At 47.8% G+C, this 21,842-nt stretch carries 21 protein-coding genes; 3 read left to right on the top strand and 18 right to left on the bottom strand.

Going from position 1 to position 21,842, the window contains the following annotated elements:
• From ACHZES_RS20530 to ACHZES_RS20500, 7 genes are read right to left on the bottom strand one after another with little or no spacing between them, the layout of a single operon-like run.
• Entirely contained in the window at positions 1-834 is an 834-nt protein-coding gene (locus ACHZES_RS20530; RefSeq protein ID WP_395546441.1) for an FAD/NAD(P)-binding protein, read from the bottom strand.
• Positions 827-1,873: a 4Fe-4S dicluster domain-containing protein gene (locus ACHZES_RS20525; protein ID WP_038277425.1), complete on the bottom strand. Its 1,047-nt coding sequence runs from the start codon at positions 1,871-1,873 to the stop codon at positions 827-829. The genes ACHZES_RS20530 and ACHZES_RS20525 overlap by 8 nt, the downstream gene beginning before the upstream one ends.
• Complete coding sequence (locus tag ACHZES_RS20520) at positions 1,867-2,748, bottom strand: 4Fe-4S dicluster domain-containing protein (RefSeq protein ID WP_395546440.1); 882 nt, start codon at positions 2,746-2,748, stop codon at positions 1,867-1,869. Before ACHZES_RS20520 ends, ACHZES_RS20525 begins: the two co-directional genes overlap by 7 nt.
• Positions 2,736-3,185 carry a hydrogenase iron-sulfur subunit gene (locus ACHZES_RS20515; protein ID WP_038277232.1) on the bottom strand — a complete coding sequence of 150 codons (450 nt, stop codon included), beginning with the start codon at positions 3,183-3,185 and terminating at the stop codon, positions 2,736-2,738. Before ACHZES_RS20515 ends, ACHZES_RS20520 begins: the two co-directional genes overlap by 13 nt.
• Entirely contained in the window at positions 3,176-5,164 is a 1,989-nt protein-coding gene (locus tag ACHZES_RS20510; protein WP_395546439.1) for a 4Fe-4S dicluster domain-containing protein, read from the bottom strand. Before ACHZES_RS20510 ends, ACHZES_RS20515 begins: the two co-directional genes overlap by 10 nt.
• Before the next feature lie 22 nt (positions 5,165-5,186).
• Entirely contained in the window at positions 5,187-5,558 is a 372-nt protein-coding gene (locus ACHZES_RS20505) for a 4Fe-4S dicluster domain-containing protein (RefSeq protein ID WP_038277228.1), read from the bottom strand.
• Positions 5,555-6,355: a CoB--CoM heterodisulfide reductase iron-sulfur subunit B family protein gene (locus ACHZES_RS20500; protein WP_395546438.1), complete on the bottom strand. Its 801-nt coding sequence runs from the start codon at positions 6,353-6,355 to the stop codon at positions 5,555-5,557. The genes ACHZES_RS20505 and ACHZES_RS20500 overlap by 4 nt, the downstream gene beginning before the upstream one ends.
• Before the next feature lie 211 nt (positions 6,356-6,566).
• On the opposite strand from ACHZES_RS20500, the gene glpK reads away from it, so the two are divergent.
• Together glpK and ACHZES_RS20490 are read left to right on the top strand one after the other, a co-directional pair.
• Positions 6,567-8,063: a glycerol kinase GlpK gene (gene glpK, locus ACHZES_RS20495; protein WP_038277224.1), complete on the top strand. Its 1,497-nt coding sequence runs from the start codon at positions 6,567-6,569 to the stop codon at positions 8,061-8,063.
• Positions 8,064-8,095: 32 nt separating this feature from the next.
• Positions 8,096-8,806: an MIP/aquaporin family protein gene (locus ACHZES_RS20490; RefSeq protein WP_038277222.1), complete on the top strand. Its 711-nt coding sequence runs from the start codon at positions 8,096-8,098 to the stop codon at positions 8,804-8,806.
• A 76-nt stretch (positions 8,807-8,882) separates the two neighbouring features.
• Here ACHZES_RS20490 and ACHZES_RS20485 read toward each other — a convergent pair whose 3' ends face one another.
• From ACHZES_RS20485 to ACHZES_RS20465, 5 genes are all read right to left on the bottom strand, one after another.
• Positions 8,883-9,575, bottom strand: coding sequence for a response regulator (locus tag ACHZES_RS20485; RefSeq protein ID WP_038277220.1), 693 nt, complete (start codon positions 9,573-9,575; stop codon positions 8,883-8,885).
• 180 nt (positions 9,576-9,755) lie between these two features.
• A complete protein-coding gene (locus ACHZES_RS20480; RefSeq protein WP_395546437.1) occupies positions 9,756-10,796 on the bottom strand; it encodes an electron transfer flavoprotein subunit alpha/FixB family protein in 1,041 nt (346 codons plus the stop codon).
• A gap of 24 nt (positions 10,797-10,820) precedes the next feature.
• Positions 10,821-11,603, bottom strand: a complete 783-nt coding sequence (locus tag ACHZES_RS20475; protein ID WP_395546436.1) for an electron transfer flavoprotein subunit beta/FixA family protein — start codon at positions 11,601-11,603, stop codon at positions 10,821-10,823.
• A 12-nt stretch (positions 11,604-11,615) separates the two neighbouring features.
• Entirely contained in the window at positions 11,616-12,767 is a 1,152-nt protein-coding gene (locus ACHZES_RS20470; RefSeq protein WP_395546435.1) for an acyl-CoA dehydrogenase, read from the bottom strand.
• Positions 12,768-12,836: 69 nt separating this feature from the next.
• Positions 12,837-13,730, bottom strand: coding sequence for a LysR family transcriptional regulator (locus tag ACHZES_RS20465; protein WP_395546433.1), 894 nt, complete (start codon positions 13,728-13,730; stop codon positions 12,837-12,839).
• Positions 13,731-13,851: 121 nt separating this feature from the next.
• Between ACHZES_RS20465 and ACHZES_RS20460 the strand changes: the two genes are divergently transcribed.
• On the top strand, positions 13,852-14,139 hold the full coding sequence (locus ACHZES_RS20460) for a NifU family protein (RefSeq protein ID WP_395546431.1): 288 nt from the start codon (positions 13,852-13,854) through the stop codon (positions 14,137-14,139).
• Between the two features lie 121 nt (positions 14,140-14,260).
• On the opposite strand, the gene ACHZES_RS20455 is transcribed toward ACHZES_RS20460, so the two are convergent.
• The 6 genes from ACHZES_RS20455 to ACHZES_RS20430 all read right to left on the bottom strand — a co-directional run bounded on the left by ACHZES_RS20455 (position 14,261) and on the right by ACHZES_RS20430 (position 21,840).
• Positions 14,261-15,568, bottom strand: coding sequence for an acetyl-CoA hydrolase/transferase family protein (locus ACHZES_RS20455; RefSeq protein WP_395546429.1), 1,308 nt, complete (start codon positions 15,566-15,568; stop codon positions 14,261-14,263).
• 4 nt (positions 15,569-15,572) lie between these two features.
• The gene (locus ACHZES_RS20450; protein ID WP_038277208.1) at positions 15,573-16,889 is read right to left on the bottom strand and encodes an acetyl-CoA hydrolase/transferase family protein; all 1,317 of its coding nucleotides are present in this window, start codon (positions 16,887-16,889) and stop codon (positions 15,573-15,575) included.
• 39 nt (positions 16,890-16,928) lie between these two features.
• Positions 16,929-18,377: a 4-hydroxyphenylacetate 3-hydroxylase family protein gene (locus ACHZES_RS20445; RefSeq protein ID WP_395546427.1), complete on the bottom strand. Its 1,449-nt coding sequence runs from the start codon at positions 18,375-18,377 to the stop codon at positions 16,929-16,931.
• A gap of 27 nt (positions 18,378-18,404) precedes the next feature.
• A complete protein-coding gene (locus tag ACHZES_RS20440; RefSeq protein ID WP_395546426.1) occupies positions 18,405-19,520 on the bottom strand; it encodes a 4-hydroxybutyrate dehydrogenase in 1,116 nt (371 codons plus the stop codon).
• A gap of 11 nt (positions 19,521-19,531) precedes the next feature.
• A complete protein-coding gene (locus ACHZES_RS20435; protein WP_154523306.1) occupies positions 19,532-20,890 on the bottom strand; it encodes an aldehyde dehydrogenase family protein in 1,359 nt (452 codons plus the stop codon).
• 215 nt (positions 20,891-21,105) lie between these two features.
• Positions 21,106-21,840, bottom strand: coding sequence for an amino acid ABC transporter ATP-binding protein (locus ACHZES_RS20430; protein WP_038277423.1), 735 nt, complete (start codon positions 21,838-21,840; stop codon positions 21,106-21,108).
• Positions 21,841-21,842 lie beyond the last annotated feature (2 nt).

Below are 21,842 nucleotides of genomic sequence, written 5' to 3'. Positions count from 1 at the left end.
CTAATATTCAGAGGGCAGGACGCCCAATTCATCATAACGGAACACCGGTCCATCCTTGCAGACGTACTTAGAGCCTATGTTACAGCGCCCGCATTTGCCCACTCCGCATTTCATCTTAAGTTCCATGGTCGTATAGATTTCAGTACCGGCAAATCCCATTTCTTCCAGTGCCTGAAGCACAAATTTTATCATTACAGGCGGACCGCAAACCAAAGCGGTTCTGTCATTTGAAAATTTCAGTTCCCTGACATAATCAGGCACAAAGGCCACATTCCCATCCCAGCCTTCTTCTGCCCGGTCAATGGTCAGATGTACACGAAAGCCCTCCACATTTGACCAGTCCTTCCTCATCTCTTCTAAATCCACCAGGTCCTCTGCCGAACGGGCTCCGTAAACAATATCCACCAGGCCGTAATCCCCCCGGTTATCAATGACGTAATGAATCACAGACCGCAGAGGTGCGATTCCGATCCCTCCGGCGATAAAGAGCAGGTTCTTACCTTTTAAATCCGTATCTACTGGAAAATAATTGCCATAAGGTCCTCGCAGGGCAATTTCCTGCCCCTTTTCCATCTGGTGAAGCCAGTCTGTGAGGCAGCCGCATTTTTTAATGGAAAACTCCATGTAATCCCGGTTGGTTGGTGAGGAAGTGATGGAAAACATGGCTTCCCCAACTCCCGGAATCGATAGCATGGCACATTGACCCGGCATATGCTCAAAGGGTTTTCTGCCCTCCAGCCCATTTACACGGAAGGTTTTCACGTCCGGTGTATCCCTTCTTACATCTGTAATCACGCCGATCCCCGGAATCAATACATTGGTTCTGTTACTCATCGTTTCCTCCTTCGGCATCTGACTCTCCTATCGCTTTTATCACCCTGACAATATTTAAGGAAGACGGACATTTGCGCAGACACCTTCCGCAACCCACACAGGAATATACTCCGCCGTTGTTTTCCGGAAAATATACTAGCTTATGCATGAATCTCTGACGGAACCGCTGCATTTGGCTGTTTCTGTTATTTCCATGGGACATCTCCGTAAAACCCGGATACATGCAGGAATCCCAGCAGCGGAACTTCCTGATTTCATGGCCTGTGTCATAGTCGCATATATCATAGCACTGGCAGGTGGGGCATAGAAACGTACAGATCCCGCAGCCGAGGCAGGTGTCAGATAAGGTTTCCCATTGTTCTGACTCAAATAAATCCATGGCGGAATCCGGATGTTCAAACCGTCCAAGACTCAAATCCTTAAGGGGCAGAGCTTCCAGCTTCTTCCGGATCTTTGCTTTCTCCTCCTCTGCCTTTTCGTGGTCTCCCGCCTCAAACAACCCTTCGACTAATTCCGTTAATGCTTCTCCCTTTTCGGTCAGGCTTTTCCAGTACAGGTCTCCGTCTGCGATCCAGACGGACACATCTCCTCCCGGCCAGGCAGGGTCGATGCCAAAAGTTTGGCAAAAACAGGTATCTTCCGGATTCTCACAGGCCAGTGTTACCACATACCCGTTCCTTCTTTTGGACTCGTAGCAGGAATCGCAGGGTGTGCTTAGGAATACCCGGTCCAGGATCTCAAAGCTTCTCCGGTCACAGGCTCTTACACCAAAATAAACAGAGCTGATTTCCTCCGCTTCTTCTGGAACAATGGAAAGACTTCCCTCTTCTCTCCTGGCACGGTATAACGTTTCCGACTGGGGAAAGAAAAAGGACTTAGGTGAATGATCTGTTAAAAGAGTATCAAGACATACGGTGTCGCCCTCTTTCCATGGAAAGAAGGAGACACTCCCCGCCTTTTCCATGGGAGCAAAAACCTGGTGCTCCTTTGATAGTTCCAAAAAAAGCGCATCAAGACATTTCAATGGCATTTTTAACATGAAGACACACCGCCTTTCCCGTATTCGGCCGAAATTTCCGGATCAGACTCCTTAAACTCCATTAAGGGAGACTTAGCTTCGGGATTTTCTCCTGCCTGATAGGTTCCGTACCGTTCATTCATCTCCTCAATCATTTTCCTGTTAAGCAAATAGAGAGGAATGTTCTGGGGACAGACCCGGCTGCACTCCCCGCAGTCTGTGCACCTTCCCGCCACGTGGAAGGCTCTTATGATATGAAACAGATTTTCTTCAAAAGCATCAGAATTGGCCTTTGCCTCTATTCCGGAATCCCGGTTGTCAAATACACATTTAATACAGCTGCAGGCAGGACATACGTTGCGGCAGGCATTGCAGCGGATGCATTTGGAAAGCTGTCCACGCCAAAATGCAAAACGTTCTTCTGCAGTCATCTGGTTTAATTTCTCTTCTTCACCGGAGGGAACCGGAGCCGGAACGGACAGATCCGATTCTATGATCTGGTCGAAGGCTTTGAAATCATTGCCCTTACAGGAGAGGCATTTAAAGAGAAGACCCTTTTCATCCCTCATTCCGCCGCAGGGAACGCCCAGAATGTAAACCTTTTCCCGGTTTATCCGATTCTCCGATAAAAGCTGGTTAAATCCATAGGTATCGCAGGGCTTTAAAAGGACCAGTACCTTTCCTTCTTTTTCCATTTCTTTTATCAGGAATTTGCTTAAGTTTCCCCCGCAGTGCTCATTGTAAACCAGATGAGAAATACGTTCCCGGCTCCGAAACAGGGCGGGAGCCGCGTCATGGTCAAAGAGTCCCTTTTCCCATGCCAGAATCCGGTTTACTTCTCCATCATCCCAGAGCTTTTTACATGTTTCTTTTATGGTTTCTTCTATGGCATGCATCGTAAATCCCTCAGCTTTCTGTTTGGTCCCAGTTCTTTAATTGTCTGGGTGAAGGCATTCATGGTCGTAGAGAACTTGGCACCCTCTGCTGCGGAAATCCACTCCACCCTGGTTCTCTCCCTTTCGATTCCCAGGTAATCCAACATGTCAAACAAAAGAGCCATCCTTCTTCTGGTATAGTAATTGCCTGTGGAATAATGGCAGTCACCCGGATGACAGCCGGCTAAGATCACACCATCTGCCCCCTTTTCAAAGGCCCTTAACAGGAATAAGGGATTCACCCTGCAGGAACAGGGGACCCGGATAATCTTTACTTCTGCCGGATAGGAAGAGCGGCTGGAACCCGCCAGATCGGCCCCTGCATAGCTGCACCAGTTGCAGCAAAAAGCCAGGATGAGAGGCCGGAACTCCTTGTTGCTGTTATCTTCTATCTGCATATCGCATCTACCTCCGCCATAATCTGTTTTGCAGTAAATCCCTTTAAGTCCATGGCTCCGGATGGGCAGGTCACCGTACAGGCTCCGCAGCCCTGGCACACCGCCTCGTTTACCACAGCTATCCTCCGCGTTTTCCTGACCCCATGATCCCAGATCTCTCTCACTTCGTAGTCAATCGCTCCGTATGGACAGACTTTGGAACAGCCCGAACACCCGCTGCACAAACGTTCCTCTGCCTTTGCCACTTGAGGGTTATTTAAAAGCTTCTTTCTGCTTAAAAGACCGATGACCTTTGCTGCGGCTGCTCCTGCCTGGGCCACTGTCTCCGGAATATCTTTGGGACCCTGACAGGTTCCTGATAAGAATATTCCTGCAGTGGGACTTTCCACGGGCCTCAGCTTGGGATGGGCCTCCGTAAAAAAGTCGTTGGTGTCCATGCTTGCCGTGAGCATCGTAGCCAGAGCCCTGGCCGATTTATCCGGCTCTATGGCCGTTGCCAATACCACCATATCCGTATGTAACAGAAGCTGTTCTCCGGTCAGTAAGTCGGAGGCCTGTACTAACAGCTTACCGTCCTTTTGCTCCATGACCTTACCCACCATACCTTTCCGGTAATCAACGCCGTAATCTTCCACTGCCCTGCGGTAAAATTCGTCGAAATTCTTTCCCGGTGTGCGTACGTCAATGTAAAATACATGAACATTGATGTCCGGATATTTATCACGGATCATCATGGCATGTTTGGCAGTGTACATACAGCAGATCTTGGAGCAGTAACTCTTCTCCCTGCAGGATTCCCCCCGGGAGCCGACGCACTGGACAAATACCATATCGCTTGGATGTTTACGGCTGGAGGGCTTTACCAGTTCTCCTTTTGTGGGGCCGGCGGCATTCATCAGCCGTTCCAGTTCTAAGGAAGTGATGACATCGGGACTTTTAGAATACTGGAATTCGTCAAACCGTTCCAGGGAGATGGGCTGAAACCCTGTGGCAGCCACAATGGCTCCGTATTTCCTGGTGATCCTCTCATCCTGCTGGTCAAAATCAATGGCTCCAACGCCGCAGGTCTTTTGGCATATGCCGCATTTGCCGGTTTTAAAATGAATGCAGGCTTCCCTGTCAATGGACGGTATATTTGGGATTGCCTGGGCAAAGGGGATATAAATAGCAGTCCGGTTATCCAGCCTTTCATTAAATTCGTTTCCTGTTTTCCTGGAAGGGCATTTTTCCGTACACGCTCCGCAGCCCGTGCACTTCTCTTCCAGTATGCTTCTGGCTTTTTTCCGGATATCAACGGTGAAATTCCCCACAAATCCTTTTACCTTCTCCACTTCACTGTAGGTAAACAAACGGATCTTCTCGTGAGCTGCTGCGTCCACCATCTTAGGTGTGAGGATACAGGCCGCACAGTCCAAAGTGGGAAACGTCTTATCAAGCTGAGCCATTTTTCCGCCTATGGTTGGTGATTTCTCTACAATATCAACTTCAAATCCTGCATCAGCAATATCTAGGGCCGTCTGGATTCCCGCAATTCCTCCTCCGATCACCAGAGCCCGCTTTGTCACCGGGGTTTCTCTCGATGTCAGCGGTTCGTTAAACCGGACCTTGGCAATTGCCGCCTTAGCTAAGAGAATTGCTTTTTTCGTTCCTTCTTCTTTATCTTTATGGATCCAGGAGCATTGCTCCCTGATATTGGCGATTTCCACCATATAAGGATTCAGACCCGCAGCCTGTGCAGCTTTGCGGAACGTGGCCTCATGCATGCGCGGGGAGCAGGAGCACACCACAATTCCGGTCAGTCCTTTTTCCTTTATGGCGTTTTGGATCATAAGCTGGCCGGCTTCCGAACACATGTATGAATAATCAGATGCAAAAACAACGTCTGGTTCTTCCCTAACGGCTCCTGCAACCTTACTTACATCCACAGTAGCCGCAATGTTGCTTCCGCACCAACAGACAAAAACTCCTATTTTCTGCAAATTCTTCCCTTCCTTTCTTTTGTCACCTGCTGTACTTTCTGAATGCCGCCATAAGGGCCTGCTGAGGAAGCGAAGGATCCAGCCGGTTTGCCACATCCTGTGGTTTCAGCCGGTTGCCTTCCGACGCCCTTAACTTTAAAACCTGGACGGCTTCTATAAGTTTCTGGGGCTTCACCCCTCTGGGGCACCGCTCCTCACAGACCAGACAGGACATACAGTAATACTGGGATTCCGATTCCAAAAGAGGAGTGATATGATTGTTTTGAACCATTTCCACAAATTGATGCGGGTGATATTCCATCTTTTCAAATGCAGGGCAGGAAGCGGTACATTTTCCGCATTTCATACATTTTAAGGGATTCACACCGCTGATTCTTAAAATTTCTTCCCTCACGTTCCTTCCTCCTGTTCTTTCACTCCCAGAGCTTCTGCCAAAAGTTCCGTAAAATAGTAGACCGGAATTCCATTTTTAAGACCGCTGTTTTCCAGATTGTATTTACATAGGGGACAGGCAGTAATCATGCTTTCCGCTCCCTGGTCCATAGCAGCTTCCATAATAGAGGAACTTTTTCTAGAAGCAAATTCCTCATCTTCCATGGTCACATACCCGCCGCAGCACTCATTTTTTAAAGCATAGTGTACCGGTTTGGCACCGATTGCAAGGAGAAACTCTTCCATAATCGATGGATTTTCCGGATCGTCAAAATTCATTACATCGTAAGGCCTTAAAAGCAGGCAGCCATAATAAGGAGCTATCTTCTTTCCATTAAGAGGTTGTTTTACTTTTTCCCTGATCCGGTCTAAGCCTATCCGGTCGCGAAGCAGTTCTAAGTAGTGGATCACCTTTGTCTCACCTTCATAACCTTTCTCAGGTTCCAGATAAGCGTTGATCTTCCTCCTTATTTCTCCGGAGGTCTTTACATCCTCATTAACTCTTTTTATCACGTGGTGACATGCAGAGCATACAGTCACCAGATCCTGCTTTTTATCCCCGGCCTCTCTTAATGCGCGCACAGGAGAAAGGCGTGTAGCCAGTTCGTCTGCCATACCAGGGTAGACGCCTCCGCAGCATTGCCAGTCTTCTATCTCTTCCAGCTCAATCTCAAATATTTGGGCACAATCTCTGGCATAGCGGTCCAGCTTCTTCGCCTTTGTCTTCAATGTGCAGCCCGGATAATAGCTGTAAACCATTGTATAAAACCTCCCAACCTCTTACATTGATAATAATTTATCATATATCAGAAGTGAGCGGAATCATTGGAAAGTATTGAACACATTATGTAAGTAAAATAAATGGACTTGCGTTTCTTACTTACGTAATTCATTCTTTACTTTCCTATTCTTCTTTTTTCGCCAGGGTTTTCCTATAATGATTAAAAACAAAAGGAAAAGGAGAATTTTTATGGCAAAGTATGTAATGGCATTGGATGCGGGCACAACAAGTAACCGGTGTATCCTATTCAATGAAAAAGGGGAAATCTGCAGCGTTGCTCAAAAGGAATTTACCCAGTATTTTCCAAAACCCGGCTGGGTGGAGCACGATGCAAATGAGATTTGGTCCACGCAATTGGGGGTTGCAGTGGAAGCTATGTCCAAGATAGGTGCTTCTGCAGAAGACATTTCTGCAATCGGAATCACCAACCAGAGAGAAACTACTATCGTATGGGATAAGGCAACCGGCGATCCCGTTTATCACGCAATCGTATGGCAATGCCGCAGAACTTCTGAATACTGTGATTCTTTAAAGGAAAAAGGATTGGTCGATACCTTCCGCTCCAAAACCGGACTGGTCATTGACGCCTATTTTTCCGGAACCAAATTAAAATGGATCCTGGATAACGTAGAGGGCGCAAGGGAAAGGGCTGAAAGAGGAGAACTTTTATTCGGAACCGTAGAAACATGGCTGATCTGGAAACTGACGAAGGGACGGGTTCACGTAACAGACTACTCCAACGCTTCCCGTACCATGATGTTTAATATCAATACCTTAGAATGGGATGAGGACATTCTTACAGAACTTAATATTCCAAAGTCCCTGCTTCCCCAGGCAAAACCCTCAAGCTGCATATACGGGGAATCGGACTCTCAGTTCTTTGGCGGTCCTATTCCGGTCAGCGGCGCTGCAGGGGATCAGCAGGCAGCACTTTTCGGTCAGACCTGCTTTACTGCCGGTGAAGCTAAAAATACATATGGAACCGGATGCTTCTTACTGATGAACACCGGAGAAAAGCCTGTATTCTCCAGCAACGGCCTGGTGACTACCATTGCCTGGGGACTGGATGGAAAAGTGAATTATGCTCTGGAAGGCTCCATCTTCGTAGCAGGAGCCGCCGTACAGTGGCTTCGGGATGAACTGAAATTCATTGATTCTGCCCAGGATTCTGAATATATGGCCCGCAAGGTAAAGGACACCAACGGCTGCTACGTCGTTCCTGCATTTACAGGACTGGGGGCTCCCCATTGGGATCAGTACGCCAGAGGAACTGTGGTGGGAATTACCCGTGGCGTGAACAAGTGCCATATCATCCGCGCAACCCTGGATTCCCTGGCCTATCAGGTCAATGACGTGCTGCAGGCAATGAGATCGGATTCCGGAATCGAACTGGCCTCCTTAAAGGTTGACGGGGGAGCCAGTGCCAACAATTACCTTATGCAGACCCAGGCAGATATCATAAATGCACCCGTAAACCGCCCCCAATGTGTGGAGACTACTGCTATGGGTGCCGCCTATCTGGCAGGACTGGCAGTGGGATATTGGGAAAACAAGGAAGATGTTATAAAGAACTGGGCCATTGACAGGACCTTTGAACCTGTTATCAGCGGGGAAGAAAGAACGAAGAGGATTAATGGCTGGAACAGAGCTGTGAAATATTCCTTTGATTGGGCAAAAGAAGATTAGAAAACTAAATAAAAGTTTCAGGGAGGAAACGTATGTTAATGTATATAGCAGAATTTTTAGGAACTATGATTTTGATTTTGCTTGGAGATGGCGTAGTCGCCAATGTTAACCTGGATAAGTCCGGTATGAAGGGTGGAGGTTCCATCCAGGTCTCCTTTGCATGGGGGTTCGCGGTTATGATTCCTGCTTTCATCTTCGGTGCAGCTTCCGGAGCCCATTTTAATCCGGCTGTTACCGTAGCCCTGGCAGCAGACGGAAGCCTTCCATGGGACCTTGTTCCGGGATATGTGATCGCACAATTCGCAGGAGCATTTACCGGTGCCGTCCTGGTTTACTTATTGTTTAAGGATCAGCTTGACGCAACGGAGAGCCAGGCCACGAAACGAGGTGTTTTCTGTACTTCACCTGCGATTCCCAACACCGGCCGCAACCTGTTAAGCGAAGCTATCGGAACATTCGTTCTTGTATTTGCCATTAAAGGCATCGGACAGACAGGAGCGGTTCCTGGACTTAGTAACCTTTTTGTGTTTGGAATCATTGTTTCCATCGGTATGTCCCTTGGAGGTTTAACTGGATACGCCATCAATCCTGCCAGGGATTTAGGCCCCAGGCTTGCTCACGCCGTCCTTCCCATCAAGGATAAAGGCAGTTCCAATTGGAAATATGCTCCCATCGTGTTATTCGGGCCTCTGATCGGTGCCTTAGCTGCAGTGCTTCTCTACAGCGCAATCCCCTGGGCATAAATATTCCTTTGCTATCCTGTAAATGTGACCAATAAGAAAAGGCCGGAACACCTGCCAAGTGTTTCCGGCACTTTTCTCACTCTGCCAGGCACTCCTCTTCGATTATGTAACGGTAAATAACACTGGGCCTTCCTCCAGTATTATAATCAATGTCACTGATAACCCTCTGTTTTTCCAACAGATAGTTCATATACCTTCTGACCGTCACACTGGACAACCGGACCTCTTTGGCAATCATATCGCTTGTCATTGGATCCAGCTGGTGCATCTTCATATAATCCAATATACTGCTTAAGGTAGCTTCCTGGATTCCCTTGCTGTTTTCTTCTGCCAGGGGCAAAGAAGAAATGTAAAAAAGCTTATCTAATTGGGACTGGGAGAAATTACGGGGTTTCAGCAATTCCTGGCTTTTCGTGAACTTCTCCAAAGCATGATTAAACCTGGTATATTCAAATGGCTTTATCAGATAGTCGATAATTCCAAGCGAAAGAAATTTCTTAACATGCTTTACATCATTGGCGGAACTTACTACGATGACATCCAGATCCTTCTCCTGTCTCCGGATCTCCCGCAGAAGCTCCATTCCATCCATTTTCGGCATATACAGTTCCGTGATGGCCAAATCTACCGAATGCTCCTCCAGATAGTTCAGAGCATCCTGTCCATTGCTAAAACAACCGCATACTTCCATATCTTTATTTAATTCTACAAAATGACGGTTAATAGAAGCAACGATTGGGTCATCTTCAATGATGATTGTCTGATACATATTTTTCAACCCCTCCTGAAAATAATGGCTTCAAATAAGATCCCTTTTTTCATCCAACAAAAAAGCGCACCAAAAGACAACTTTTCAGTTGTCCTGCTGCGCTCTCATTCTCTCTGGACTGATATATATTATTATAACATACCATAAACTCTATTTCAATAACGAATCCGGCCCAAATCCCTATATTCCGTCCCTGACTGCCTGAAGCTGCCTGGTCAGTTCCGGAACGATTTTCTTCCAGTCACCGGTAATCCCGTAATCTGCGACCTCAAAAATGGGGGCGCTTTCATCTTTATTGATTGCAATGATCAGATCAGACTCTTCCATACCTGCCACATGCTGGATTGCCCCGGAGATTCCAACGGCAAAATACACATTGGGACGAACGGTCTTTCCGGTCTGGCCCACCTGTAGGTCCTTAGGCTTCCAGCCTGCGTCCACAACGGCCCTTGAGCAGCTTACCTCTCCGCCCAGTGCATCTGCAAGCTCCTTCAGAAGGTGGAAGTTTTCCGGACCGCCTATGCCACGTCCCCCTGACACCAATATTTTAGCATCCATAATGTCTGCTGTTTCATTTACGGCTTTCACAATCTCCAGGATCTCTGTATCCTTCCTGCTATAATAGCCAGGATTGAATTCCTCAATCACAGCCTTTCTGCCCTGAAGCTTACCGGCGGTACGCATTACTCCCGGACGGACTGTGGCCATCTGGGGGCGATGATTGGGGCAGGCGATGGTCGCTATGGTATTGCCGCCGAATGCGGGGCGGGTCATCAGAAGCTGATTATGCTTCTGCTCCTTATCCGGAACTGTATGTAACGGAAAATCCCCAATTTCCAGCTTTGTACAATCCGCAGTGAGCCCTGTTGCAATTCTGGCCGACACCTTGGGCCCTAACTCTCTTCCCACAGCAGTTGCGCCTATGAGAACGATTTCCGGCTTGTATTTCCCGATTGCAGAAGCAAGTGCATGGGTATAGGGCTCCGCACGGTATTCTTTGAACTCCGGTCCATCCACGATGATCACCCTGTCAGCACCATATGCGGCAAGTTCGTCCGCCAATCCCATGATTTCATAACCAATGAGCACTGCGGTCACATCTGTCTTTAAATCCTTCGCAAGTTCTTTTCCTTTTCCAAGCAATTCAAAAGCAATGCTGTTTAACCGGTGATCTGTCTGCTGTGCAAAAACGCAGATCCCTTTGTATTCTTCCAAATTCATATTGCCTGTCTCCCCTCTCTTCCGCTAAATAACATGTCTTTCCTTTAACTTTTCCACAATCAATGCAGCAGATTCCACAGGGGTTCCATTAATCATATCTCCCGTTCCCTTTTTCACCTTATCGGAAGCCTTTGCGATCTGGGTGGGAGAGCCTTTTAGTCCGATGTCCGTATCCGCTACATCTTTTAAATCCCCTCTCCCCCATACCGTAATATCCGCATCAAACGCATCAAAGATCCCGCCCGGCGTCATATAACGGGGCTCGTTAAGCTCAGAAAGCGCTGTAATCAGACAGGGAAGCTTTGCCTTTAAAACGTGATACCGGTCCTCAAACTGACGCTCTGCAATCACACAGTCTCCCTCTACCCGGATCTTCTGGGCATAGGAAATCACCGGAATGCCTAAATGTTCGGAAAGCTGGGGCCCAACCTGAGCGGTATCCCCGTCAATGGCCTGACGTCCTGTAATAATCAGATCGTATTCCAGATTTCTGACTGCTCCGGCCAATGTAGAGGAAGTTGCCCACGTATCAGCTCCTCCCAGCACCCGGTCTGTTATTAGAATTGCCTGATCCGCTCCCATAGCCAGGGCCTCCCGCAATACCTCTTCCGCTTTGGGAAGTCCCATGGTGACAACAGTCACTTCCCCGCCATGTAAGTCCTTTAGGCGAAGGGCTGCTTCCAGTCCGGCTTTGTCGTCCGGGTTCATGACACTTGCCATGGCTCCCCGGTCCAGAGTACCGTCCGGTTTGAATTTTACCCCGTTTTTTGTATCAGGTACCTGTTTGATACAGACTACTATTTTCACAACAAGCCCTCCTTATTTTAAAATATTCCCGGATATGACCATGCGCTGCACCTCCGAGGTTCCCTCGTATATCTCCGTGATTTTTGCATCTCGCATCATGCGTTCCACCTCGTATTCCCTGATATATCCGTAACCACCATGGAGCTGTACCGCTTTTGTGGTCACATCCATGGCGGCCTCCGCCGCATATAGCTTTGCCATGGCTGCTTCCACGCTGTAGTTCTTTTGCGTGGCTTTTGCCATAGCAGCCTGATATACCAGCAGCCTGGCTGCTTCAATTCTGGTTGCCATATCTGCCAACTGAAACTGGGTATTCTGGAACTGGCCGATGCTGCGGCCAAACTGCTTTCTTTCCTTAACGTATTTTACCGTGGAATCAAAGGCTCCTTCCGCGATGCCAAGGGCCTGGGCAGCAATGCCGATCCTTCCTCCGTCTAAGGTATGCATGGCGATCTGAAATCCCTTTCCCTGGATTCCAAGTAAGTTTTCCTTCGGGATTTTGCAATCCGTGAAAATTAATTCATAGGTAGAAGAACCTCTGATCCCCATTTTCTTCTCCTTTGTCCCGAAAGAAAAGCCAGGAGTCCCCTTCTCCACTAAAAAGGCAGAGATTTCCTTTAACTTTTTCCCGTGCTTTTCCACCGTGCCGGTCACAGCGATAATGACGTAAACATCGGCTTCTTTTCCATTGGTGATAAAGCACTTGGAACCATTTATTACCCAGTGGTCTCCATCCAGTACTGCCTTTGTCTGCTGTCCCTGGGCATCTGTGCCGGCCCCGGCCTCCGTCAGTCCAAAAGCACCAAGCTTCTTTCCGGAAGCAAGGTCTGGGATGTACTTTTGCTTCTGGGCTTCGCTTCCATAGGTAAGTATGGGATCAATACAAAGAGAAGTGTGGGCGGATACAATGACGGCAGTTGCCGCACATGCTTTGGCAAGTTCCTCCACGCACATAACGTATGTAAGGGGATCACAGCCCTGGCCGCCGTATTCCCTGGGAACCGGTATTCCCAGGAATCCGTTTTTTGCCATTTTTTCAACGGTTGATTTTGGAAATATTTCCGTCTCGTCGGTCTCCTGTGCCAGAGGCTTTGCTTCTTTTTCAGCAAACTGCCGGAACAGGCTTCTTGCGAGAAGATGTTTTTTTGATAAATTAAAATCCATGCTTATGCTCCTTCATTTTTTATACCTTAAGTCCGCAGTGAAGCTCACAGAACCTACTGTTTAGCGAGCTCACGGGCAGTCGCCTTCTAACATCTGCTGAAGCTGCTTTGCAGCCGAGCTTAAGGGCCGGCGGCTGTCGCTGACAATGCAGATACTTCGTTCCGGTATCTGTTCATGCAGCTTTATTTCTACGATCTCTCCCTTTTCAAGGGCCGGCCGGGCCAGCTCTTCGGGAACAAATCCAATTCCTAAGTTCTGCACGATTACCGGAAGAATCAAGTCAATACCTGCCACTTCTATGGCCGGCTGCATGACCAGGCCGCAGGAATGGTAAAATTCCTGGAAAAAGGCAAAGGTCGTTGTGACGTTTGACATGGTTATTAACGGAAGTGTGGAAAGTTCCGAAAGGTAACTGATTTTTCCGCTGTATTCCTCATATTTCTTACCCCCTGCCAGAAGACTGCAAAAGGTCTTTACCTTGACTGACTTTATGTTCTCATCGCAGTAAAACGGTGTTGTAATAATTCCCAAATCAATTTTCCCTGCCTTCAGTTCACTTAAGGTCTGGGGCGTGTTATAGGTGAAGATGTTTAACCTGACCTGAGGAAATTGTTCTTTAAACTGATGAAGCCCAGCCAGCAGATAGGAATGCATAGCCATCTGGGTAGCTCCCACGTTGATCTGCTCAATCTGTTTCCCAAGCCTCTCCTTTAAGGCTTCCTCGCCCTGCATAAACTGCATACAGGCAGGGGCCACATAGCTGTAAAGCAGTTCTCCTTCACTGGTTAGGACAACGCCCTTTTTCGACCGTATAAACAGCTTGCAGCCCAGCACGTTTTCAAGGTTCTGTATATAGCAGGTCACTGAAGGCTGACTGGTTAAAAGAGCATTGGCAGCCCTTGTGAAATTCTTATACTTAGCAACATAATAAAAAACTTTGTAATGTTCAAAATTGGCCGACATACCGGTTCCCTCTTTTCTTTTATTGTTTTTTCCTATCGGTATCCATCAGATATTCGTATCGGTATCCGGATTGACAAAGGCTCCTCCCTGCTGTTACACTGTTTCAAAAGGAGGGTTTGCCATGACAGGAACAAGAGAGCAGATTGAAATGATCCTCAATAAGAAGGTACGCCCGGCATTGGCCGAACACGAAGGCAACGTCACGGTACTGAGCCTGGAACATAACATTTTAAAAGTCCGGTTAACCGGCAAATGTTCCGGCTGTCCCGCTGCCAGCCGCACCAGCGAAGAACTGATTGCGGCCCAAATCAAAGCCGCAATCCCCTCTGTCACAGATGTTATCCTGGTAGAGGAAACCAGCCAGGAATTACTGGATGAGGCAAGGAAACTGCTGGGGCTATCTTCTTAATGACATGTGATACCTTCCCGGTCCGGATGATATCTGTCCGGACCGGGAACCGGGCATCTCTGCAGGGACCCGGTATTTCTTACATACCATATATCTCATGATAATACAAGGCTTTTCCGCATTAGTAAGGCTCCGAAAAACGTCTTTCAAATTCCTCTTTAAGCCCTTCCTGAAAGTCCGGATGGGCAATCTTAACCAGTGCTCTGGCCCGTTCCCTTAACGTCTTTCCCTTCATACGGGCAATGCCCTGTTCCGTCACAATATAATCCACATCATTTCTGCTGGTAGTCACGGCTGCTCCTTCCGAAAGGAAAGGAACGATTTTCGATACGCTTCCCCCCTTTGTGACAGAAGGGAATGCTATAATGGAACGTCCGCCCTTAGACGCAGCTGCACCTCTCACAAAATCCACCTGTCCTCCCACTGCGGAATATTGCTTTAAACCAATGGCCTCTGCACACACCTGCCCCATCAAGTCGATCTGCAGCGCAGAATTGATGGATACCACGTTGTCATTTTGGCTTATGATAAAGGGATCATTTACATAACTCACAGGCATTAAAGACACGGCCGGATTGTCATTTACAAAGTCATACAGCCTTCTTGTACCAAGCATAAAGGTAACGACCATTTTCCCTTTATCAATATTCTTTCTTTTTCCTGTAATGACTCCTTTTTCATACAAATCCACCACTCCGTCAGATACCATCTCGGAATGGATTCCCAGATCCTTTTTATCGTCCAGACACCTTAAAACCGCATCCGGTATGGCGCCGATTCCAAGCTGGAGGCAGTCTCCATCCCGTACAAGGGAAGCAATGTGCCTTCCAATGGAAGCCTCTGTTTCGCCTATTACAGAATTTCCATGTTCAAGGACCGGCTCATTACTTTCCACAATGACCGCCAGCCTGCTGACATGGATAAAATTATCCCCCATAACCCTTGGCATATTGGGATTCACAGACCCAATCACCCTGGTCTTTGGATTTTGCCCCGCTTCCTTTGCAAAATCACAGGAAATTCCATAGCTGCAAAAACCATGCTCATCCGGCGGAGATAAGGTGACTAAAAATACATCCGCGGGCTCTACATTTACCACATAATCCGGAATCTGATAAAAGAAACAGGGCGTATAATCCCCTTTTCCCGCCGCAATGTGGTTTCTGCTGGCAGGGCCTACAAATAAGTTGTTAAAGCTGAAATGCCGCTCCATTCCAGGCCCTAAATACTTACAGGGCCCAAGATCGTGCTGCTGGACAATGCGTATGTTCCTCAAGTCCTGCGCAACCGCATAATCCACCATGGCATTTACAAGAATCCCTGGCTCTGAAGCAGCATGAGCGATCAGTACCGTATCTCCGGAATGAATCTCCTTCACAGCCTCCTCCGGTGTTTTTAACTTTGAGGCATAAATTTTTCTCCAGTCCATACTCCTACACCTCCAGGTATTTTTCAGCAAAACGTTTTTCAAATTCCAACGAAAGCTCTTCCCTAAACTGAGGAGCAGCGATCCGGATCAACTGACGGGCTCTGTCTCTTAAGGTACGCCCCTTCATCCTTGCAATCCCATATTCCGTCACAACATAGTCCACGTCGTTTCTGCACGTGGTCACAGTCGCTCCATAGGTCAAATAGGGGACAATCCTTGAAATGGTTCCCTTTTTGGCAGTGGAGGAAAATGCAAGGATGGAACGCCCGCCTTTCGAGAATGCAGCTCCCCGGATAAAGTCCACCTGCCCGCCGATTCCGGAAAACTGCTTAAGGCCCATAGCCTCCGAACAGGCCTCTCCCATTAAATTCACTTGCAAAGATGAATTGATGGATACCATGTTATCATTGCGCCCAATGATCCCGGGGTTATTGACATAATCCACCGGAGCCATATAAATGCAGGGATTGTTATCTGCAAAATCGTACAGCCGCCTGGTTCCCATAAGGAAGGACACCACCATCTTATCCGGATTAAAATTTTTGGCACTGCAATTAACAACGCCTTTCTCATATAAATCCACGATGCCGTCAGACAGCATTTCTGAATGGATCCCCAGGTTTTTCTTACCTCCCAGGAATTTTAAAACAGCATCAGGAATCCCCCCGATTCCAAGCTGCAAGCAGTCCCCATCTTTTATTAAAGAAGCAATATGCTCCCCAATAGCAAGTTCCACGTCCCCGCTCTCAGGTATTAACAACTCCGTCACCGGCGTATCGTCTTCTACGATCACGTCTATGTCCCTGATATGGATAAAGCAGTCTCCGTGAGTCCTTGGCATGGTGGGGTTTAATACCCCAATTACCTTAACTCCCTCGATCTCCGCAGCCGGTTTGGTATAATCACAGGCCACACCAAAGCTGCAGTAACCATGCTCATCCGGCAGGGAAAAGGTTGCTAAAAGCACATCCGGCTTTAAGAAAGAACGGAACAAATCCGGTATCTGGTAGAAGAAACAGGGGGTAAAATCTCCCCGGCCGCTGTTGACACAGTCCCTGGTATTGGTCCCCACAAAAAAACTGTTCTGCCTGAAATGTTTTTCCATTCCCGGCCGGGCATAAAGAGAGTGCCCCATATCGATCTGCTGATTGATCTCGATGTCTCTCAAATCCATTTTTACAACATAGTCCACCATGGCATCCACCAGTTTCACCGGTTCTCCCACCGCATGGCTGATGACCACCCGGTCACCGGACTTGATGATTTTTACTGCCTCTTCTATTGTTTTAAGCTTTGACGCATATAGTTCTTTCCAGTTCACACTCCCAAACCTCCCTGTTGAAATCTATTTAAGCCCGCTTTAATCCCGGATCTTTGCAATTTCTTTTGCAAGCTCTTTCTTCTTTCCTATGCTGCCCTGGCGGGAAATCATGATCCTCTGGGCCTGGGGAGAACCGGCTCCATGCATGGATTCTGTTCGGTACCCCACTGCTGCGGTTCCAAGGGTCAGATTCTCAATCAGGCGCAGAATCTTAAGGCGGTTTTCCGTAGAAACTCCAACCGTTCCCTTTAAGTATTTCTCCACCATGGGGCCGACAACCGGACTTCTTAAATCCTTTTCAGAAGGTGCCGTCACCATAAAGCCTCCAGCAATGTCTTCCGCCAGCCGCGCAATCTCATATGGGTATCTGGTAACATTCTGCTTGCAGACGTTAGCAAGCAAAAGATCGATCAGATAATTTCCGGATTCCGTAGGCTTTCCTTCCGCGGAACAGGCAATTCCGCAGCAATAGAGAGTCTCATTTAAATGGACCATTTCGATGAGTTTATCCTTAATATGGGAAGCTTTTGGCACTCCGTTATAATCTGCAGCCAATGCGGCGGCACCGATCAAAACATCTCCCACTCCCACCTTGCAGCCGCCATAGGACTGTCTGTGGTAGCCTGCAAAGCGTTCCACCAGCATGCCTGCAAACTCATATTCCCCATTTAAGAAAATCCTGTCATTGGGTACGAACACATCGTCAAACACAACCAGGGCCTCCACGCCTCCGAATTCACTGTTACCAACATCCATGGAAGAGCCTTCCAGCTTTCTGGTATCACAGGACTGTCTGCCGATTATCATGGTAATTCCTTCTGCATCCGTCGGCACGGCAAACGATACGGCAAAATCCTTATCTTCCGGCCCCATGGCTACGGTAGGCATGACAATTACTTCCTGGGAATTGATGATGCCCGTCTGATGGGCCTTTGCCCCTCTGACTACGATCCCATCCTCCCGCTGCTCCACCACCCGAAGATACAAATCCAAATCCGGCTGAGCGTGAGGTGCCAGACTTCTGTCGCCCTTTGGGTCAGTCATTGCGCCATCCACTGTAAAGTCACGGTCCTGGACCATGCGTAGGTAACTTTTAAAATTCTCATGGTAGTTCGTGGAGTACTTTTTATCAATCTCATAGGTGGTAGACCATACTGCATTAAACGCATCCATACCCACGCACCGCTGAAAACAGGATGCGGTCTTCTGGCCGCAGAGCCTCTGCATCTTTACTTTTTTTATTAAATCATCCGTATTCCTGTGAATGTTGGCAAAACGGTTGATCTTTCGGCCATTCTCTAAAGTCACGGTCATCAGATCTTCATATTCAGGCATCTGTGCCAAATCATAGGTCGCTTTTACCGAATTAAGAGATGGACGCAAAACCGGGTTGTCAACCGGATCGTCAATTTTCTCCCCAAACATATAAACATTTAAATTCATTTTGCGCATGCTTTCCACATACTCTTCCCCTGTCATCAATGCCATTGCTACTTCCTCCTTTTTGATACGAATTCAATAAAGTTCCCTGTAAATTTTCAAAACCCGCGCTTCGTCCAGGGGAACGAAATTGTTGGCCATAAGCCTCCCCTGACGCTCCATAACGCTCTTAGCAAACACCGGAAGCTCCTCCGGCTTTACCCCGTATTCATGCAGGGGCTTCTTGGGAAGAACCGTTCCCAGCAGTTCATCCAGCTTTCCATAGACCTCTTCCTCGCCGCAACCCAAAAGTTCAGAAAGGCACTGGTTTAAGACTGCAATTTCCCCGTCCCTGCGTATTTCCATATAGTTTTTCAGCACTCCGGTAAACATGGCATAATTGCTTTCCCCATGAGCCACATGATAACTGCCTCCCAGAGGATAGCTGGTGGCATGAACTGCCGCACAGCCGGCAGTCCCAAAAGCAATTCCAGCATAATTGCTGGCAATCAGGAAATCTTTCATCAGGGGCTTCACCCCTTCTTTACCGTCAGCCGCTATTTTCTGATACCCCTTAATGATCATTTCAATGGCTTTGTATCCGAACAGCTTCGAATACGGCGTAGCCTTGGGAGATAAACTGGATTCCACGGCGTGGACCAGAGCATCAATGGAACTGGCTGCAAATACGCCAAAGGGAAGTCCGTTTAAAAGCTCCGGGACCAATACTGCATCGTCCGCATACATAGCGGGCGATACCAGGCCCATTTTCGTTCCCAGCCTGGTTCTGTTGATAATGGAAATATTAGTTACCTCGCTGCCGGTCCCACAGGTAGTCGGAAGAATCACCAGCTTCCTTCTCTTTTTCGCGGAAGCCGGGTCCTTGTAAAGGGAATCTAAGGAATCACCTGAAGAGACAGCCAGCACTTTGGCTATGTCGATCACCGTACCGCCTCCTATGGCAATAATCCTTTGGCAATCCCTTCTCTCCGCTGCCTCAAGGATCTGGTCCACCATAACGTCCGTTGGTTCCCCGCTGCCATATTCTTCCTGGAAAATCGTCTGCACCTCCAGCCCCAGGTTTCCAAAACTGGGATTATATATGTATTCATTGGTTAATACCAGATCGCCTCTACCGAGTTTAAATTCCTTTGCAAATTCAGCGCAGGAATCGTAGTAAGAGATTTGAGTTTTTAATATTAATTCTGTCATGGCTGCTCTCCCTATGAAAATATCTCTTCATCCGACGGCTGCTTCCAGTTCTTCTTAACCAGAACGATCCTGCTCTTATTCATCAGATGGGTATAAAACAGGTTTTCGCTGATGGCATTATTGCCCCAGCTTCCGCAGCCCAGGGTCGTGGTAGGATTTAAAGAATTGGCAAAGGCCCCGCCTGCCATACTGGAACTGATCTGGTTGACCATTACCCGGCTTACGGGAAGCTTGACACCTGCATATTCGATGTGCGTCCGATTGTCCGACTGAATATCTGCAGAATGACCTTCCCCTTCCACCAATAAATTCTGGTAAGCAATCTCTACGGCTTCCTCCCAAGTTTTGTAGCTGTAGGCGGCCATTATAGGACACATTTTCTCCTTGCTCCACACAATCCCTGCTCCATACCTTTCCGGTTTGACAACAATCACCTTCCTGTCCTCAGGAATAGAAATCCCTGCCATCCATGCTATGGCCTGCACGGACTGGCCTACCACATGCTTACTGATGGCTCCACCCGGGAACACCACTTTTGCTAGCTTAGCCGTCACGTCTGGATCGTCAATCACATAGGCCCCCTGATCCTCGAACTCCTTCAAGATCTCTTCATAATCCTTCTCCGGGGCGATGATGCTCTGGGTACCGGAACAGATGATGCCATTGTCAAAGATACGGCTGGCAATCATACGGCCTGCAGCCTCTTTGTAATTGATTCCTTCGTCTATCAATCCCTGCACATTGCCGGGTCCAACGCCGTAGCTGGGCTTTCCGCTGGAATATGCGGACTTCACCATTGCCATACCGCCGGTCGCAATCACTGCGTCACAGGCTGCCATAAGTTCTGTGGTCCGTTCTACACTGGGTTCTTCCATAACAAGAAAGATATCTCTTGGCACTCCCATCCGGTCTAATTCCTTATAATACAGATCTGCTACTGCAGCTGCGCATTTCCTGCCCCTGGGATGAGGAGCGATGATAATGGTATTTTGGCACTTGATGGCGAACATGGCATTGCACATGGGCGTGACCACCGGATTCGTACAGGGCGTTGCTGCCGCAATGATGCCCATTGGCTTTGCCATCTCAATAATCCCTGCCTCTTCATCCCTTCCTAAGATTCCAACCGATTTCCTGCCTTTCATGGCATTCCAGATAATTCTGGACTTCCCTTTGTTTTTTAAAATCTTGTCTTCATAAACTCCCATGCGGCTCTCCTCTACAGCCAGCTTTGCCAGTGGCTCAGCATGGTCGAAAACCACCTTTGCGAACATCTTTACAATCTCATCTGTTTTAGCCTGGTCATAGGTGGCCAGTATCTCCTGCGCTCTTCTGGACCGCTCCACCAATGTATGAACATACGAACCCATCCTTTGTTACTCCCTTCTAGTTATTTTTTTAACATTCTTGTTTTTATTTTAACACATTTCATTTTTATTGAAAAATACTAATAATTGATTGCTTATGATAGGATTTTTGAATGAAAACGCAAAAAAAATAAGCCAAGTAACAACTTGGCTTATTTTGTGTTCGCTAAATCTAACAGCGCCCCTGGTCATGATACAATCACCAGGGGCGCTGCCTATTAAAGTACTTTGCTTAAAAATAGCTTTAATCTTTCATTTTGAGGATTGGAAAAGAACTCATTTGGTTCATTTTCTTCCAGGAAGTAACCGCCGTCCATAAACATGACCCGGGTTGCCACTTCTCTGGCAAAGCCCATTTCATGAGTGACCACGACCATGGTCATCTTTTCGTCAGCCAGCTCCCGCATTACATTTAACACCTCTCCTACCATCTCAGGATCAAGCGCAGAGGTTGGTTCATCAAACAGCATGACATCCGGATTCATGCACAGGGCCCGAACAATGGCAATACGCTGTTTCTGCCCGCCGGATAACTGATTGGGATAGGAATCTGCTCGGTCTGCAAGGCCCACCTTATGAAGCAGTCCTAATGCCTGCTCTTCCGCTTCCTTCCTGCTGCGTCCCTGAAGTTTCATGGGAGCAAGAGTCAAATTCTTTAGAATCGTCATATGGGGAAACAGATTAAATTGCTGGAACACCATTCCCATCTTCTGACGGTGCTTATCAATGTCGGTTTTCTTATCTACAATGTCCACGCCTTCAAACAGGATATGTCCTCCGGTAGGTTCCTCCAGACGGTTTAAACAGCGGAGAAATGTACTCTTTCCTGAACCCGAAGGCCCGATCACGCATACCACATCGCCTTTATAAATATCAACGGAAATGTCCTTAAGCACTTCTACGTCACCAAACTTCTTACCCAGATTCTGTACCTGAATCAGGGGGTTTTCCATTC

The organism is Lacrimispora sanguinis, assembly GCF_044987295.1.
Lineage (GTDB): Bacteria > Bacillota > Clostridia > Lachnospirales > Lachnospiraceae > Lacrimispora > Lacrimispora celerecrescens_B.
This window is presented reverse-complemented; position numbering and strand designations above follow the sequence as displayed.